Below are 17,351 nucleotides of genomic sequence, written 5' to 3'. Positions count from 1 at the left end.
GCTGCATTGCAAAAGCCAGAATACAGGGAGATGAGAAAACAGAAGATGGCATGACGCCAATGGCAGAAGGTGAACAAAATCAGAAATCAGCTTTTGATGGGATGTTCTTATTGTATCCGTCTACAAATATTTTTTCTGGATTTAATCGGGATTTGAATGATTTCAACTGTATTTATCGCCGCAGACTTGGAGTAGGCATATGCCTGGTAAGCAGCAGCTTTACCTGCTCAATTACTGAATTTGCAAGAAATTATAAGTATTTAACAATTGAAATGTGAATGATATTGATTCTCATTGTCAATATAGATATCATTCGTATTATTTTGCAATTTGCTGTACAGAATTTCACAATTAATATCTTTTTTATAATATTTACTGCACGTAATCAGGGATCTCTATGAAACACCCGTTAATCAAACAGCCAAAAAACCTGCGCAACACTGAAGACCAGGTATTTGCTTCCATGAAAAAAACCACATTGGCACTGGGTATTTCCAGCGCAATGCTGATGCCTATGGTTGCGGCGGCACAAGATACAACTCCTCCAGTCAAGACACAAAAAGAGAAGCTGGCAGAGGTAGAGATTCTGGGTAAAAGACGTGAATCCAATCCTAATGCAGAAGTTGGCGCACCTTATAAAGCAAAATCCTCTGCTGATTCCCGTCACACACGTCCACTGGCAGAAACACCACAGACTATCTCTGTTCTGACACGTTCTGCACTGGATGATTCTGGCCTGACTGATCTGAAACATGTATTGGGCGCACAGCCTGGCATTACCCTGGGTACTGGTGAAAACGGTAATGCCTTCGGCGACCGTTACATCATCCGCGGCCAGGAAGCACGTAGTGACGTTTTCGTTGACGGCTTGCGCGATCCTGGTATGTCTACACGCGAAAGTTTCGCTATCGAACAACTGGAAATTTCCAAAGGCCCAAATTCCAGCTTTGCTGGCCGTGGTACTGCCGGTGGTGCGATTAATGCCATCACCAAACAAGCAACTCTGGATCACGACTTTGAACGTATCTCAGTCGGCGTTGGTAGTGATTCACAAAAACGTGTTACTGCTGATATCAACAAAGGTTTCGGCGACAATTTCGCACTGCGTACCAACTTGCTGTACGGCGATGAAGATGTACCAGGTCGCTCACCATCCAACCGTTCACGCAAAGGTATCGCTTTGTCCGGTTTGTATGAAGCCAGCAAGGATTTCTCTGTAACGCTGGACTACTACGGTCTGCGCACTAAAGATACATCGCCAGATCTGGGTTTCTACCTGACTGGTACTGCACCTAACCGTGTGCCAGCACTCAATGTGCCTGTTTATGCGCAAGCAAATGACTTCCTGAAATCTGACGTTGATACATTGACGGCGCGTATCAATCTGGCGTTTGCTCCTGACCTCAAGCTCACCAGCCTGACACGTTACGGCAAATCCAATAACGGCTATGTCACAACGGGCGCATCCTCTGCAACACGTTATAACGGCGCAACAGGTGTGGCTTACACAACTGGCGTCCTTGATGGTGGCCATACTGGCTGGCAAGATATCGACTACTTTGCGCACCAGAGTAATCTGCGCTGGGATAAGGTGATCGGTGGCATGAAGCATGAATTCATTTTCGGTGCTGAGTATGCTGACCATAAAGTTGTTTCCGGTACTTATGGCATTTCGACCACTGGCACATTCAACTGTAAGACTACTGCTGGCGTTGGTGCCAACAATGGCTTCTGCTTCACTGACAGCAATGGCACACCTGTTGCCAACCTCGGTAATCTGTCTGGCCGTAACTATTCTCGCCTGGGCTGGAACCAGGACTGGCATGTCAAAGCACTGGCTTTGACGGCAATGGATACTGTGGATCTGACAGACAAATTTACTGCTTTCGGCGGTATACGTGCAGATTACTTTGATCTGGGCCTGACTCGTCGTAATAACACCACTGGTGTCATCACTGGTGACTACGGCTATAAAGACACGCTGGTGAATGGTCATCTGGGTCTGAGCTACAAGATTACTCCTAAACTCATCGTGTATGGTTCTGTCGCCAGTGCGCAAGACATCAACGGTGGTGAAGCTGACTCCGGTACCAGCAGTGGTTACGGTGGCGCAGTGTTGTATCAAAACCAGATCGCTGGTGCAAAACCAGAAACTTCTGTGAATTATGAACTGGGCTTGAAATGGAATTTGCTGGATGACAAACTGCTGGCAACTGCAGCCTTGTTCCAGACCAAAAAATCTGACGTCATGGAAGGTGCCAACTACGACACTATCGGTACATTCAACACTGGTAAAAATCGTGTGCAAGGTGTGGAATTTGGCCTGAGTGGTAACCTGACTGAAGATTTGTCCGTACAGTTTGGCGCAGCTTTCCTGGATTCCAAAGTACTGGCATCTGCGACACCTGCAAACGTTGGCAATCCTTTAAGTAACTTTGCCAAGAAGACTTTCTCCTTGCAGGCCAAGTACCAGTTGACTAATGCCTTCTCCTTCGGTGGTTCTGCTCGTCACGAAAGTGATCGTTGTGGTGGTCAGCCTGATACTGCAGCAGGTTTCACGACAACTGGCCTGTGCTCACAACCAGTACCTGGTTTCACCGTGTATGACGTGTTTGCTGCTTATCGTTTCTCACGTCGCTTTGACATCCGTGTCAACGTACTGAATGCGACGAACAAAGACTACTACACAGCAGTCTATCGTTCAGGTTCATTCCTGTACAAAGGCGATGCACGCGCAGTACGCTTCACACTGAACTACGAAATGTAATCTTTGACAGCGATCAAGAACTTATTTCATTCATGGGAGTGGGTTCTTGATTCAGCTAGAATATGGGTTATTTATTGATCATTCTCATTGATGAACAATCCAGCTAATCCTGTTATTCCACCAGATATACGCTGTGCCCAGGATTATGAATTTGCGGCGCAGCGTATCATGGCAGAACCAAGCTACGCCTATGTAGCAGGTGGAAGCGGACGTGATCTCACGGTGGCAGCCAACCTTGCTGCCTTTGCGCAGTGGTCAGTTTATCCTCGTGTGTTGCGCGATGTCAGTGACGGCCATACGCGCCTTAAGCTAGGTCAGCAAACTTTTCTTCATCCCATTCTGTTAGCTCCCGTCGCTTTTCAAAAGCTGGCACATCCTGCCGGTGAAATTGATACGGCCAGGGCTGCGTGCGCCATGGATGCCTGCATGGTATGCAGTACTTTGTCTTCCTGTCTTCTGGAGGATGTAGCGCATGCCGCAGGTCCGCACAAATGGTTTCAGTTGTATTTTCAAGCCAATCGCGACGATACCCGTAATTTGCTGGCGAGGGCAGAGGCTGCAGGCTTCGGTGCTATCGTCGTGACACTGGATGCATCGATACAGGTGCCCAGTGCCCGCGCCTTGCAGGCCGGATTTCGCATGCCGCCGGATTGCGTGGCAGTTAACCTGCAAGCGACCAATGCTGGTGAAACTATTGAGCTTGCACCTGATGATAGTCGTATCTTCCAGGGGGCGATGCGTGCAGCACCAACATGGTCTGATCTGACCTGGTTGATGGCGGAGACTTCTTTGCCTGTCTGGGTGAAAGGCGTTCTGCATCCAGATGATGCTCTGGCACTGAAAGCTGCTGGTGTTGCTGGTATTGTCGTCTCTAACCATGGTGGGCGCAGCCTTGATGGGGCGCCTGCTAGCCTGACCGTGCTACCTGCGATTCGCGCTGTGGTTGGTGATGAGTATCCCTTATTGCTCGATGGTGGCATACGTTCAGGAGCAGATATTTTCAAGGTGCTGGCGCTGGGTGCCAATGCCGTGCTGGTAGGGCGCCTGCAAATGTATGCGCTTAGCGTTGCTGGTGCTCTGGGCGTAGCTCATATGATCAAGCTGTTGCGCGAAGAACTGGAGATCTGTATGGCCCAGGCAGGATGCGCGACTCTTGCCGAGATCAATAGCAATGCTTTGCTGCGCAGTCTGTGAAATAAAAGGGATGGGTATATGTTAAATGTAATTGAAGGGGTCTTGAGCAAGGGCGAAGTCAGGCAATTTCGTGTTTATCTTGACCAGGCAGAATGGCAGGATGGTGCAAACACGGCGGGCACGCTTGCTTTGCAGGTCAAGAATAACCTGCAGATAGATGATAATTCCGATCTGGCCATTCAACTGGGCAATCACATCCTGCGCAAGCTTGGCGAGCATCCTGTGTTTATCTCTGCGGCTTTGCCACAGAAGATTTATCCACCAAAATTCAATCGCTATCAGGATGGTGGTGGATATGGCCTGCATGTGGATAGTGCCGTAATGATGATGCCAGGGACGCGCCAGAATTTGCGTAGTGATATGTCTGCCACCTTGTTCCTGGCCGAACCCGGGGAGTATGATGGGGGCGAGCTGGAAATTGAAACTGATTTTGGCGCGCAAACGGTCAAGCTTGAAGCAGGTGACATGGTGCTCTATCCTTCTTCAAGCCTGCACAGGGTGACGCCAGTAACTGCAGGCGCAAGGGTTGCCTCGTTTTTTTGGATAGAAAGCATGGTCAGTGACGACGCTGAGCGCACCATGCTTTACGATCTTGATCAGGCCATACAGAAACTTACCCCCGTGGTCGAAGCGCAAAATCCGGCCCTACTCAGACTGACGGGTATTTATCATAATTTATTGCGTCGCTGGGCTATTACCTAATTTGTTGAATTTACTGAATTTGCTTTAACTTACTTATCAGGAGACATCCATGAAACTCATCAAGCGATCTATTTTTGCGGCATTGGTCCCGCTGGTATTTGCCATGTCATCTGGCAGTGCCTTGGCCCATGGTGACGTTAAATGCACGACCGAGCCAAAAGAAAAATGGCGTCCACATACTGAACTGGAAGCGAAGTTGACTAAAGAAGGCTGGCAAATTCGTCGTATGGAAAAAACTACCAGTTGCTATGAAGTGTACGCCAAAGACCCAAAGGGCAAGCGCGTAGAGGCATTCTTCAATCCAGTGACGTTTGAGCGCGTTGAAGAATAATCAAACCTCAGTCCGGGACGTGCCCGTCCGGGACGTGCCCGTCTGGGACGTGCCTGTGCGCCTGATTCATTGGGCGCAGGTTTGTGCCATCGCCGCCGCCTGGATCACCAGCGGCATGACAGGTGTGGCCCATGAATACATAGGCTATGGCGCGGGAGTGCTGGTACTTCTGCGCCTGATCTGGAGTGGTATTGGCAACCGCTATGCAAGCTTTACGCAATTCCTTAAATCACCATCGGCCACGCTGGCTTATTTGCATCTGGTCATCAAATCTAAAGCGCCAAGGTATATAGGACACAACCCTCTGGGCGGCTGGATGGCTGTCGCCTTGTTATTTTGTGTGGGTTTGCTGGTGCTGACAGGCTGGGCCATGGGGACAGATATGCTATGGGGCTATGCATGGCCAGTGCGCGTGCATGTCGCCATTGCATGGGCCATGGTGGGCTTGATCTTCTTCCATGTGTTGGGAGTCGTATTCACCAGTTGGCAGCATCGCGAAAACCTTGCCAGGGCGATGATCTCAGGTAAGAAAGCTGCGCCTGAGGTGGGTGATATCGATTAGCGGGCATAGCTTGAAAGCAGCCTGGGTATTTTTGAGGTAGTAGTACGGGGATTTGCTGCAGGTAGAATAAAGCGGGGGAGGGAAATACTTGTACGATTTTCTTTGCCCGGGATAGTACGTCAACCGGTATTTGTTCTTCTGAGTTAAGCGAGCCACTATTTACGCCGCGTACATAAAAGCCTGGCCGTTGAAACTCTGTATTACTTGTTTGCCTTGCCTTATAAGGGCAGGGCGGAAAAAAAAGAGTTACTGGCCTTGGCAAGTAACTCTTTTCTAAATTTGGCTCCCCGACCTGGACTCGAACCAGGGACCTGCGGATTAACAGTCCGTCGCTCTACCGACTGAGCTATCAGGGAATAGAAGATATGATGATCTTCATTAAACTTTTAAATCTATCTTTTTGGCAGTGATTTTTGTCAAGTTCACCACTCACTTCGAATCTTTATTGCAAAACTGCTATATTCACTACTGTGCCAGTCAAATCTGGCGGAAAAAAAAGAGTTACCAGCTTTAGCAGGTAACTCTGCTTTTTCAAATTTTGGCTCCCCGACCTGGACTCGAACCAGGGACCTGCGGATTAACAGTCCGTCGCTCTACCGACTGAGCTATCAGGGAATAGAAGACATGGTGATCTTCGTTAAACTTTTTAATCTACTACTTATACTTATCTACTCGTTCGCAGTGATTTTTTGACAAGTTCACTGCTTACTTCGAATTCTGTGGCTCCCCGACCTGGACTCGAACCAGGGACCTGCGGATTAACAGTCCGTCGCTCTACCGACTGAGCTATCAGGGAACAGAGACAAAAATTATATTCGCTCAACCCTGATTTGTCAATACGCTTTGAATCCGCTTACAGAACCCTGGCTATCGCATCGATGACGTTATCGATATTCTTGTTGTTTAAAGCAGCAACACAGATACGGCCAGTATCAACGGCATAAATGGAATTCTTGTCTCGCAACTGACCAACCTGCTCTTTGGTCAGGCCAGAATACGAGAACATGCCGCGTTGCTGAGTCACGAAATCAAAGTTGTGGCCTGGAGCCTTGTCCTTGAGCTTGGTGACGAAGGCAGTGCGCATTTCGCGTATGCGTACGCGCATGCCTGCCAGTTCTTCTTCCCACAACTGGCGCAGTTCTGGAGTTGCCAGCACAGTCGCTACTACCTGGCCACCGTGGGTAGGTGGGTTGGAGTAGTTTGTGCGGATCACGCGTTTCAGCTGCGACATGATGCGCGCTGCTTCTTCCGCGCTGGATGCGGCAATGCTCAGTGCGCCGACACGTTCGCCATACAGGGAGAAGGATTTGGAGAAGGAATTGGAGACAAACAGGGCACCGCCAGCTTCAGCAAAGCGACGTACCACCTTGCCGTCTGCCTCGATACCATCGCCAAAGCCCTGGTAGGCCATGTCGAGGAAAGGGATGAGGTTGCGTTGTGCAACTACGGCAATCACGTCTGTCCATTGTTCATCAGTCAGGTCAGCACCAGTCGGATTGTGGCAGCAAGCGTGCAGCAATACGATAGAGCCTTCAGGCATGGATTTCAATGCATCCAGCATGCCAGCGAAATTAACGCCGCGTGTCGCTGCATCATAGTAAGGATAAGAGTTGACTTTAAAGCCAGCCGATTCAAACAGGGCGCGATGGTTTTCCCAGCTTGGGTCACTGATCCATACTTCAGAATTTGGACTGAAGCGTTGCAGGAAGTCTGCGCCCAGCTTCAGCGCGCCAGTACCGCCGATAGCCTGGGCAGTAATCGCACGTTTTTCCTTGACGACATCGCTGTCAGCACCAAACACCAGTTCCTGCACTGCTTTATCATAGGCAGCCAGACCTTCGATAGGCAGGTAAGTGCGTGGGGAGAATTTTTCCATCAAAATAGCTTCTGCTTTTTTGACGCATTCCAGCAATGGCACCTTGCCATTGTCATCATAATAAACGCCTACGCCCAGATTAACCTTGGCAGGATTCTGGTCAGCATTAAAGGCTTCAGTGATACCCAGGATAGGGTCGCGGGGGGCCATTTCTATGGCAGAAAACAGGGGTGAAGATGTGGAAGCAGTCATCGTGATAATATGGAAATATTTGTCGTTGCCGACAGTAAAGGTTGGAATGAGGCAGATTGCATAGTACAGCCACCTATTTTAGCAAAGGTAATCGCATCATGGCCGTAGCACCAGTTAATTCAACAGCTTTGTCAGAACAGCTGGACGAATCAAAATTTATCAGTTTCCCTGATTCACCTTATCAGTTGTATCAAATGTTCCAGCCAGCGGGTGATCAGCCGGCGGCAATTGCACAATTGGTCGAGGGTATCAGTGACGGTTTGTTTTTTCAGACACTGCTGGGAGTGACGGGGTCGGGTAAGACTTACACGATGGCAAACGTGATCGCCAGGACAGGTAGGCCGGCCATCATCTTTGCACCTAATAAAACCCTGGCAGCACAGTTGTACAGTGAGTTCAGGGAATTCTTTCCACGCAATGCGGTAGAGTATTTTGTCAGTTATTACGATTACTATCAACCAGAAGCGTATGTACCGCAGCGCGACTTGTTCATTGAGAAAGATTCTGCCATTAATGAACATATAGAGCAGATGCGTCTGTCCTGTACCAAATCGCTGATGGAAAGACGGGATGTCATCATCGTGGCAACAGTCTCCGCCATCTATGGTATCGGTAACCCGAATGAATACCACAAGATGATCCTGACCTTGCGCGCGAAAGACAAGGTCAGCCAGCGCGATGTCATTGCCCGCCTGATACAGATGCAGTACAAACGCAATGAAGTTGATTTTGGACGCGGTACTTTCCGCGTGCGTGGCGACACCATTGATATATTTCCGGCAGAACATGCAGAGATGGCTGTGCGTGTGGAAATGTTCGATGACGAAATCGAAAACCTGCAATTGTTTGATCCACTGACCGGACGCATCAAACAAAAGATACCGCGCTTCACGGTTTATCCTAGCTCGCACTATGTGACACCGCGTGAAACAGTTTTGCGTGCCATTGAGACCATCAAGGAAGAGTTGCGCGAGCGCCTGGATTTTTTCCGTCGTGAAAACAAACTCATAGAAGAGCAGCGCATAGAACAGCGCACCCGTTTCGATCTGGAAATGATGGCCGAGATAGGTTTTACCAAAGGGATTGAAAACTACTCGCGCCACCTGAGTGGTGCTCAAGCCGGTGAACCTCCCCCAACCCTGGTTGATTACCTGCCGCCAGATGCCCTGATGTTCCTCGATGAATCGCATGTGCTGACAGGGCAGTTGAATGGCATGTATAACGGCGACAGGGCACGCAAAACTAACCTTGTAGACTATGGCTTTCGCCTGCCATCTGCACTGGATAACCGCCCGCTGAAGTTTGCTGAATTCGAAAGCAAGCTGCGCCAGACTGTATTTGTATCAGCCACGCCAGGTGATTATGAAGATCAGCATTCTGACCAGACAGTAGAGCAACTGGTCAGGCCTACCGGACTGGTCGATCCAGAAATTGAAGTGCGTCCGGCGCTGACGCAGGTTGATGATTTGATGAACCAGATTATCGAGCGCGTGAAAAAGCACGAGCGGGTACTGGTCACGACACTGACCAAGCGCATGTCAGAACAGTTGACAGAATTCCTCAACGAAAACGGTATTAAGGTGCGCTACCTGCATAGCGATATCGATACGGTAGAGCGCGTGGAAATTATACGTGACCTGCGCCTGGGAACTTTTGATGTGCTGGTCGGCATTAACTTGCTGCGCGAAGGTCTTGATATCCCTGAAGTGTCACTGGTTGCTATTCTCGATGCAGATAAAGAAGGTTTCCTGCGTTCTGAGCGCAGCCTGATCCAGACCATAGGCCGTGCTGCGCGTAACCTGCACGGCAAGGCCATCTTGTATGCGGACAAAGTGACAGACTCCATGCGCCGCGCCATGGGAGAAACCGAGCGTCGCCGTAATAAACAACTAGCTTTCAATCTGGCCAATAATATTACCCCGGTAGGCATACGCAAGCAGATCAAGGACATCATTGATGGAGTCTACAATCCGCAAGAAGCGAAGGAAGAACTGGCAGTAGCGCAAGAGCAGGCACGTTATGAAGTCATGAGCGAGAAGCAGATCAGCCGCGAAATCAAGCGTCTGGAAAAACTCATGCTGGATCATGCCAAGAATCTGGAGTTTGAAAAAGCCGCCCAGGTCAGGGATCAGTTAGCGCATGTCAAGGAACAATTGTTTGGGGCGGGTGGGCATGATTCTGTGCTTTGATGCTGTTTGCTTATGCTGAAACAGCGTGAATTCCGTCCTGTTCGCCCTTGGAGAAAACCTGTCTTGCGGATGAGTCGGTCTGAGTTGAAACGGCAGCTGCTTAGGGCACTGGTGCTTGAGCACCGCAATGGGAGGAGTAAACCATTTCCTCAGTGGGGATGGGAGAAGCCTGTATCAATGCACCAACTGCGCAGGAGGCGATTGCGTCTCGCGAGGCAATATGTTTTGCTATATGAACCTGTAAGCGCACTGGTTTTTAAAAGAAGCCTTCCGCGCGGTAGGGAATGGCCAGGTACAGGAAAATTACTTTCATCACCTATCTTTTCCTGGGAGGATGGTATGTGGGCTCAACGAGCCTGCAGCCTTCCGTTGGAGCATATCAACACTCAACAAATTTAAGAAGTCTGGGTAGCTTATTTGCCAATGATACAAGTTGGGGAATCAGTCCGTAGGTTGGGCTACGTCTTATCAGCCCAACACTCTGCGGTTAAATAAGGTAAGCGTCTATTTGAGGCTCAGTGTTGGGCTGATGAAGCGTAGCCCAACCTACAAGTTGTATTATTTTCCACCAACACAAACCTGATTCCGCCCACCTTGCTTTGCCTGGTACAACATCGCATCTGCCTGCAGGAACATCGCGTTTTCGGTGTTCCAGGTGGGGAAGTCGGCTATGCCACCGCTGAAGCTGAAGTTTTTATTTTCACCTGGCTTGACTTCAAATACGATCTTGCCAAAGGCTTCGCGCATGGCATCGAGTTTTTGCTTGCCTTGTTCAGGCGTGCAATCCCAGAACACGACGACGAATTCTTCACCGCCGAAGCGGCTTAACAAGTCACGCTCACCGAGTTGCGCTGACAGGATCAGGGACAAGCGCTTGATAACGATGTCACCAAAATAATGGCCCCAGGTATCGTTGATGTTTTTGAATTTGTCGATATCAATGATGCCGTAAGCCAGGGGCTTGTCTTCAGTGTTGGCGCGGCGTATCCATTCCTGGGCTTTCTTTTGCAGACCCACTTTATTGAGCAAACCAGTGGCACGGTCGCGGCTGATAAGGTCTTTGCTGGTGCGGATTTTATTGATGCGGTTCAGCAATTGACGTGTCAGCACATCGGCATCGCTGGGCGTGAGTATCTCATCGAAACCGCTATCCAGTGCGCGTCTGGCCATGTCTGGGTCAGGGCGGCTTTGCAGCAGGATGATTTCGCGGCTGGGATCAAACTCTATATTCTTTTTGAGTACGCGCACCAGGGCTTCGGTTTGCAGGTACTGTGCTTCATCAATGAGGACGATATCTGGCTGCGCTTCCTTGACGCGTACGTGCAGGGAACGGGCATCTGGATTGTGCAGCAGCTCTATGTGGTTTTCTGCCAGCAAGGCTGTGTCCAGGGAAGAAAGCTCGCCACAATGGACGATGGTATTCGTTTCGCCGCGTTTTTGGCGGGCAAAGATATTAAACAGCTTGTCGACCAGCACTTCATTGGTGATGGGTTTTTCAGCATAAGCCATGCAATTGCTGTCCACCAACTTTTGCTGCAATAAAAAGCGTTCACCCTGACGTACGGTTTGCAGGTAGATGTAGCTCTGGTCGTCTGGCAGACGTTGCAGCAAGTCACTGAGAAACATGGTTTGACGACGCGTGTGCTGCATGTCATCTTGCATGTTATACAAAACATCAAGATCGATGACGAATAAATCATTGCCTTCGGAAGACTGTACTGCCTTCACAAAACCACTCATCTGATCAAAAAACAGAATGTCAAAGTCATACTTATGCGCACCTATCAATAACTCTTTTTTGTTATCGATGATGAAGAAGGTTTGGGTAAGCAATAAGACCCGATTTTTGTACAACTGTCCTGCATCTGCCATTTTGTCTCCAGAAACCCGGCGGTTTTTGCACTATGTTATCAAATTGCTGTGCATGTTTTGATTTTATACGACTTCCTGTTACCGCTTGGTTAATAGGAAGCAAAATATTGGTCATAATTCAAAAAAATGTGGCGAATTGCCATGCCCGTTGAGCTTATGCAGATGTAGTAACCTGTCATTACCTGCCATTGTTAAATTTGCTTAACAATGAGTCTCCTTTCAACCCAGATTCAACCCAGACTCAGGAGACATCATGGCAGCCAAAAAAATTCTTATGCTGGTCGGTGATTTTGTAGAAGACTATGAGGCCATGGTGCCTTTTCAAAGCCTGCTGGCCGTTGGGCATGCAGTGCATGCAGTTTGTCCTGACAAAAAGCCAGGTGATTATGTCGCTACTGCCATTCATGACTTTGAAGGCCAGCAGACATATACAGAAAAACCTGGTCACCGTTTCAGCATTACTCATGACTTTGCCATCATTAAGGCACAGGACTACGATGCCTTGCTCATACCCGGTGGCAGGGCACCTGAATACCTGCGCCTGAACCCACAAGTGATTGCTATCGTGCAGCATTTCGCGCAGACAAAGAAACCGATAGCGGCCGTTTGCCATGGTGCGCAGATTTTGGCTGCAGCCAAAGTGCTGGAAGGCATCAAGTGCTCAGCTTATCCGGCTTGCCAGCCAGAAGTGGAAGCCGCAGGCGGCCAGTATGCCAATATCGCAGTGACTGATGCCGTCACTGACAAGAATTTTGTCACCGCACCCGCATGGCCTGCACATCCTGCATGGATAGGGCAGTTCCTGCAATTGCTGGGTACGGAAATAAAGTTATAGCTAATTGTGACTTGGCTTGCAAATCAGGCAAGTGCCGTATAATCGTCAGGAAATGACTTCTTGACGATATGCGGGAGGAAATATGTGCGAGATTTTTGTGAAAGCCGATCCAGGCTTGTATGAATCCCGGGCGCGGTCATTGCGCCTGCATGGTGTGGTGACTTCCATCCGGCTGGAAAAGATATTCTGGAATGTGCTGGAAGAAATAGCTGTACGTGACGGCATGAATACCAATCAACTCATCACCAAGCTTTATGATGAGTTGATTGCCTATCGCGGTCATATCGACAATTTCTCATCGTTCTTGCGGGTTTGCTGTTTGCGCTATACCTCGCTGATGCTGGATGGTGAGATTACTACTGACAAGCATCTGCCATTGGCGGGCCTGCATAATGCCAAAGCTGAAACCAAAGGTTTCTTGATTTGAGAATGTATGCCAGGTCTGCATGGCTGCATTTATGCAGACCTGATCAAGCATTGTTTGCGTATTTTTATCTCCCATCTTGTCGCTTCCTTTCCTCGATGTAGAGCTTGCGTGCAGAATTTTCTCTCCATCAAAATCGAGGGGGATTCAAAAAGCCGCTTGACACATGAAAGGTTCAGTTTTAATATGCCTACCAACTAGTAGGTAAATTAATTAAGTAAAGAAGCGGCTCACTTTCAACAGGCAAGGCATGAAGCATTTCTCGGAAATCTCACCTATGGCAGAGCGCATCATTGATGCTGCTCAGGGTTTGATACAGCAACAGGGTTACAACGGGTTTTCCTATGATGATGTGGCAAAGATAGTGGGTATCAAAAAACCCAGTATCCATCACCATTTCGCCAAAAAAGAGGATCTGGTGTGTGTGCTGGTGCAACGCTATACCCATCAGTTTCGAGGTGAATTGCTGAGTATAGAAGGACAGCATGCCAGCCCCATGGACAGGCTGGCTGCCTATGCGGCCGTGTTTGAACAAACCTTTAATCGCGACAAGCGTCTCTGTGTTTGCGGCATGCTCGGAGCAGAATCTGATTCCTTGCCAGAATCTGCCGCGGATGAAGTGGCTCTTTTTTTCAAACTCAATCTCGATTGGCTGAGCCGTATGATAGGTGACGCGCAAACTGCGGGTCTGATCAAAAGCAACTGTGCTGCTGAGTCTCTGGCGCAAGCTTATTTGAGTGCGCTGGAGGGGGCGATGGTGCTGGGGCGTGGCATGCGCACCGTGCAAGGGCCAGCTGATATCGCGCAAACTTTTCTTTCCACTGTGTCGGCCTGAGGTTGGCATTTTTTTTAAACCAATGCCTACCAATTAGTAGGTAGATAAACAAAAGAGGCGTATGATGAACATGAATTTTGAAGGTAAGAAATTACTGGTAATCGGCGGCACCAGCGGTATGGGGCTGGAAACGGCACGGATAGTTTTATCCCAGGGCGGGAAGGTAGTGATTGTCGGTAATCGCAAGGATAAAGCTGAGGCGGCTCAAGGGCAATTGTCAGCCCTGGGCGAAGTCGCTGCATTTACCGCGAATTTATCCAGAGCAGAAGAAGTACAGCAGTTGCTAAAAAAAATTGATGAAGCGCATAAGGACATCAATCTTTTAGTGAATGCCGCAGGCATATTTGCCCCCAAGGCATTTCTTGAACATAGCGAAGATGACTATGACCAGTATCAGGCTTTGAACAAGGCAATATTCTTCATCACACAAAAAATCGCGACCAATATGATTGCCAGTGGTAAGCCCGGGTCTATCGTGAATATTGGATCAATGTGGGCCAGACAGGCGATTGCGGCAACCCCATCGTCTGCTTATTCCATGGCAAAAGCCGGCATACATTCTTTGACCCAGCATCTGGCGATGGAATTTGCATCGCATCATATCCGCGTGAATGCCGTATCGCCAGCAGTGGTGGAAACACCTGTCTATGAAAGCTTCATACCCAAGGCAGATATTCCTGCTGCTTTGCAGGGTTTCAACGGCTTCCATCCCATAGGTCGCATCGGCACACCAAAGGATGTGGCAGAAGCGATTGCCTTCCTGCTGTCAGATAAGGCTTCCTGGGTAACCGGGGCAATCTGGGATGTGGACGGCGGTGTGATGGCAGGCCGCAATACCTGAAGAAATCAGGAATAAAAAATGCCGGATCAGTTTGAACTGACCCGGCATTTTTTTTGCAAAACCAAACTAACTAAGCGAATTTAACCTGCTGCTACTCGTTTTGCGATATGCGCCAGTGCTTCTTCAACCTGATCAATCAGGATCAGGCACAGGTCGCCTGCTTCGAGCCTGTCCATGGCCAGATCAATCGCAATGAATTCACCATTGATTTCATCGATGCGCGAAGTTTTGCTTGCCTGCTTCAGGCCTTCACGCAAGAGGGCGACAACTTCACCATCGGCACGGCCACGCTGGCATTGATCCTGATACAGCACCACGTCATCAAAGGACTCACCGAGGATTTCAGTCTGCTGGCGTATGTCCTGGTCACGGCGGTCACCTGCACCGCTGATGACGACAGAGCGGCGTTTGGCAGGCATGGTTTCTACTGCGCGCACCAATGCCAGTATCGCATCCGGGTTGTGGCCATAGTCAGCAATCAGGGTTGCACCACGGAAGTTGAAGACATTGAAGCGGCCAGGCGCATTGTCGGCCTCATTGGCAAAGGACAATAAGCCTGCGCGTATGCTGTCCCAGTCAATATTGATTGCCCAGGCTGCGGCTACGGATGCCATGACGTTCTCGACCTGGAAGCCTATGCTGCCATTGCGGGTGATAGGGATATCCGCCAGCGGCACGCTATGACGTGTCTTGCCTTCTGCGGCAATCAGATGGCCGTTTTCTATATACACTACACGCTTGCCCTGGGCCCTGTGGGTGGCCATGACAGGGTGCTGATGGTCCGCAGCAAAGAAGATCACGGCAGATGGGCAATTGCTGGCCATGGCTGCGACGATAGGGTCAGCCGCATTCAGCACGGCATAGCCGTTATCAGCAACGTTTTGTACGATGACGCGTTTCAATACAGCCAGGTCTTCTACCGTGGTGATGTAGTTCAGGCCAAGGTGATCACCGGAACCGATATTTGTGACGACAGCCACCTGGCAACGGTCATAGGCCAAGCCCTCACGCAAGACACCACCGCGTGCAGTTTCAAATACGGCTGCATCGACATCTGGGTGGGACAAGACATTGCGGGCGCTGCGCGGGCCGCTGCAATCACCGCTATCAATCTGGCGGCCTGCAACATAGACGCCATCCGTATTGGTCATGCCTGTACGCAAGCCGCTGGCTGTCAGCAGATGGGCAATCAGACGTACTGTCGTGGTTTTGCCATTCGTGCCGGTGACTGCGATGATAGGGATGCGGCCATCGTCATTATCATCAAACATTGAAGCGATAATCGCTTCACCAACCTGGCGACCTTTGCCAAAGGAAGGGGAGAGATGCATACGCAAACCTGGCGCAGCATTGACTTCAACGATGCCGCCATTTTGCTGTTCTATCGGTTTCAAGACACTGTCGCAGACCAGATCAACACCACAGATGTCCAGGCCCACCATTTGCGCTGCTGCCACTGCGCGGGCAGCAACTTCAGGATGCACATCATCTGTCACATCGGTTGCTGCGCCACCAGTAGAGAGATTGGCATTATTGCGCAATACCACGCGCTGGCCTTTTGGCGGGATGGAGTCAGCCACAAAGCCTTGTTTTGCCAGGCTGGCCAGAGCGATATCGTCAAACCGTATCTTGGTCAGGGAAGTGGAGTGGCCACTGCCGCGACGCGGGTCTTTATTGACTTGCTCAACCAGTTCACGCACGCTTTGCTTGCCATCGCCCACCACTTGCGGCGGGTCACGGCGGGCAGCGGCAACCAGCTTGTTACCGACTACCAGCAGGCGGAAATCATTGCCTGGCAAGAAGCGCTCAACCAGAATGTCGTCGCGGAATTCGCTGGCGGCATGGAAGCCTGCATCCAGTTGCTCACGTGTTGTGACATTGACTGTCACGCCTTTGCCCTGATTGCCATCCTTGGGTTTGACCACAACAGGCAGGCCGATTTCAAGAGCGGCTGCCCAGGCATCATCCGGGTCGGAGACTGAGCGGCCCAAAGGCACAGGCACACCAGCAGCATGCAAGAGCTTCTTGGTCAGTTCTTTATCTTGTGCAATGGCTTCAGCAATGGCGCTGGTGCCATCCATTTCTGCTGCCTGTATTTTGCGCTGGCGGCTACCCCAGCCAAAGGCAACAAGGCTGCCATCGGTCAGGCGGCGGTAAGGGATATTGCGTGCGACAGCGGCATTCACGATGGAACCGGTAGATGGCCCCAGGCGCACGTCTTCATCCAGATCACGCAATTGTTCAAGTGCAGCAGCCAGGTCAAAAGCCTGGTCTTTCAGTGCAGCATTGATGATTTTTTCAGCCAGTTCTACTGCCAGACGACCTACAGCTTCTTCCGAGTATTCAACCACGACCTGGAAAATACCTGCTTCCAGGGTTTGCGTAGTGCGGCTGAAGGTGACCGGGCAACCGGCTTCTGCCTGCAGGCCCAGAGTCAGCAATTCAAATACGTGAGCCATGGGGATGGCATCATCATGGCCCGTCGGTTGCAAAATACTGAGTTGCGGGAACAGGGCGCGCAAACGGTCTTCAAAGCCGTTCAGGCCAGCAATTGACATCTCTTCATTTGTGCAGGCAACAATCGCTTCTACGGCCGTATGGTGGCTCCAGAGATTGGGACCGCGCAGGGCACGGATGCGTGATACTTCCATAAAACTTAATCCTGTTGAAAAGGGCGTCAAACGAGGGTGTACTGATTTTTACAGCCTGAGCATGCAAGCACCAGAAATCA

General features: G+C 50.0%; 14 protein-coding genes and 3 tRNA genes. 11 read left to right on the top strand and 6 right to left on the bottom strand.

The features are described from left to right. Positions 1 to 50 precede the first annotated feature (50 nt). The 6 genes from DFR42_RS05625 to DFR42_RS05600 all read left to right on the top strand — a co-directional run bounded on the left by DFR42_RS05625 (position 51) and on the right by DFR42_RS05600 (position 5,556). A complete protein-coding gene (locus tag DFR42_RS05625; protein WP_146218788.1) occupies positions 51 to 278 on the top strand; it encodes a hypothetical protein in 228 nt (75 codons plus the stop codon). Between the two features lie 119 nt (positions 279 to 397). After that, positions 398 to 2,767, top strand: coding sequence for a TonB-dependent receptor (locus DFR42_RS05620; RefSeq protein WP_245936833.1), 2,370 nt, complete (start codon positions 398 to 400; stop codon positions 2,765 to 2,767). A 90-nt stretch (positions 2,768 to 2,857) separates the two neighbouring features. Continuing rightward, positions 2,858 to 3,961, top strand: coding sequence for an alpha-hydroxy acid oxidase (locus DFR42_RS05615; protein WP_110253911.1), 1,104 nt, complete (start codon positions 2,858 to 2,860; stop codon positions 3,959 to 3,961). A gap of 18 nt (positions 3,962 to 3,979) precedes the next feature. Next, the gene (locus DFR42_RS05610) at positions 3,980 to 4,663 is read left to right on the top strand and encodes a Fe2+-dependent dioxygenase (protein ID WP_110253910.1); all 684 of its coding nucleotides are present in this window, start codon (positions 3,980 to 3,982) and stop codon (positions 4,661 to 4,663) included. 49 nt (positions 4,664 to 4,712) lie between these two features. Next, positions 4,713 to 4,994, top strand: coding sequence for a PepSY domain-containing protein (locus DFR42_RS05605; protein ID WP_110253909.1), 282 nt, complete (start codon positions 4,713 to 4,715; stop codon positions 4,992 to 4,994). A gap of 19 nt (positions 4,995 to 5,013) precedes the next feature. Then, entirely contained in the window at positions 5,014 to 5,556 is a 543-nt protein-coding gene (locus DFR42_RS05600) for a cytochrome b/b6 domain-containing protein (protein WP_245936832.1), read from the top strand. Between the two features lie 280 nt (positions 5,557 to 5,836). On the opposite strand, the gene DFR42_RS05595 is transcribed toward DFR42_RS05600, so the two are convergent. The 4 genes from DFR42_RS05595 to DFR42_RS05580 form a co-directional block, all read right to left on the bottom strand. Further along, positions 5,837 to 5,912 (bottom strand) — tRNA-Asn (locus tag DFR42_RS05595). A gap of 183 nt (positions 5,913 to 6,095) precedes the next feature. Next, positions 6,096 to 6,171, bottom strand: a tRNA-Asn gene (locus tag DFR42_RS05590). 105 nt (positions 6,172 to 6,276) lie between these two features. Further along, positions 6,277 to 6,352, bottom strand: a tRNA-Asn gene (locus DFR42_RS05585). Between the two features lie 57 nt (positions 6,353 to 6,409). After that, positions 6,410 to 7,624, bottom strand: a complete 1,215-nt coding sequence (locus DFR42_RS05580) for an amino acid aminotransferase (protein ID WP_110253907.1) — start codon at positions 7,622 to 7,624, stop codon at positions 6,410 to 6,412. Positions 7,625 to 7,722: 98 nt separating this feature from the next. Between DFR42_RS05580 and uvrB the strand changes: the two genes are divergently transcribed. Further along, a complete protein-coding gene (gene uvrB, locus DFR42_RS05575) occupies positions 7,723 to 9,813 on the top strand; it encodes an excinuclease ABC subunit UvrB (RefSeq protein ID WP_110254258.1) in 2,091 nt (696 codons plus the stop codon). A gap of 558 nt (positions 9,814 to 10,371) precedes the next feature. Here the strand turns inward: uvrB and DFR42_RS05570 are convergent. Continuing rightward, positions 10,372 to 11,685 (bottom strand): GGDEF domain-containing protein, encoded by a 1,314-nt coding sequence (locus tag DFR42_RS05570; protein ID WP_110253906.1) that lies wholly within the window; start codon positions 11,683 to 11,685, stop codon positions 10,372 to 10,374. Between the two features lie 253 nt (positions 11,686 to 11,938). On the opposite strand from DFR42_RS05570, the gene DFR42_RS05565 reads away from it, so the two are divergent. From DFR42_RS05565 to DFR42_RS05550, 4 genes are all read left to right on the top strand, one after another. Continuing rightward, positions 11,939 to 12,520, top strand: a complete 582-nt coding sequence (locus DFR42_RS05565; protein ID WP_110253905.1) for a DJ-1/PfpI family protein — start codon at positions 11,939 to 11,941, stop codon at positions 12,518 to 12,520. Between the two features lie 82 nt (positions 12,521 to 12,602). Next, positions 12,603 to 12,947 carry a ribbon-helix-helix domain-containing protein gene (locus DFR42_RS05560; protein ID WP_110253904.1) on the top strand — a complete coding sequence of 115 codons (345 nt, stop codon included), beginning with the start codon at positions 12,603 to 12,605 and terminating at the stop codon, positions 12,945 to 12,947. 247 nt (positions 12,948 to 13,194) lie between these two features. Beyond that, entirely contained in the window at positions 13,195 to 13,779 is a 585-nt protein-coding gene (locus DFR42_RS05555) for a TetR/AcrR family transcriptional regulator (protein WP_110253903.1), read from the top strand. Positions 13,780 to 13,843: 64 nt separating this feature from the next. Continuing rightward, positions 13,844 to 14,620 carry an SDR family NAD(P)-dependent oxidoreductase gene (locus DFR42_RS05550; protein ID WP_110253902.1) on the top strand — a complete coding sequence of 259 codons (777 nt, stop codon included), beginning with the start codon at positions 13,844 to 13,846 and terminating at the stop codon, positions 14,618 to 14,620. An 80-nt stretch (positions 14,621 to 14,700) separates the two neighbouring features. Here the strand turns inward: DFR42_RS05550 and cphA are convergent, their stop codons facing one another. Continuing rightward, entirely contained in the window at positions 14,701 to 17,271 is a 2,571-nt protein-coding gene (gene cphA, locus DFR42_RS05545) for a cyanophycin synthetase (RefSeq protein ID WP_110253901.1), read from the bottom strand. Positions 17,272 to 17,351: the final 80 nt, after the last annotated feature.

The organism is Undibacterium pigrum, assembly GCF_003201815.1.
Classification (GTDB): Bacteria; Pseudomonadota; Gammaproteobacteria; order Burkholderiales; family Burkholderiaceae_D; genus Undibacterium; species Undibacterium pigrum.
Note: the sequence above shows the minus strand (reverse complement) of the source record. Positions and strands in the feature narration are given on the sequence as shown.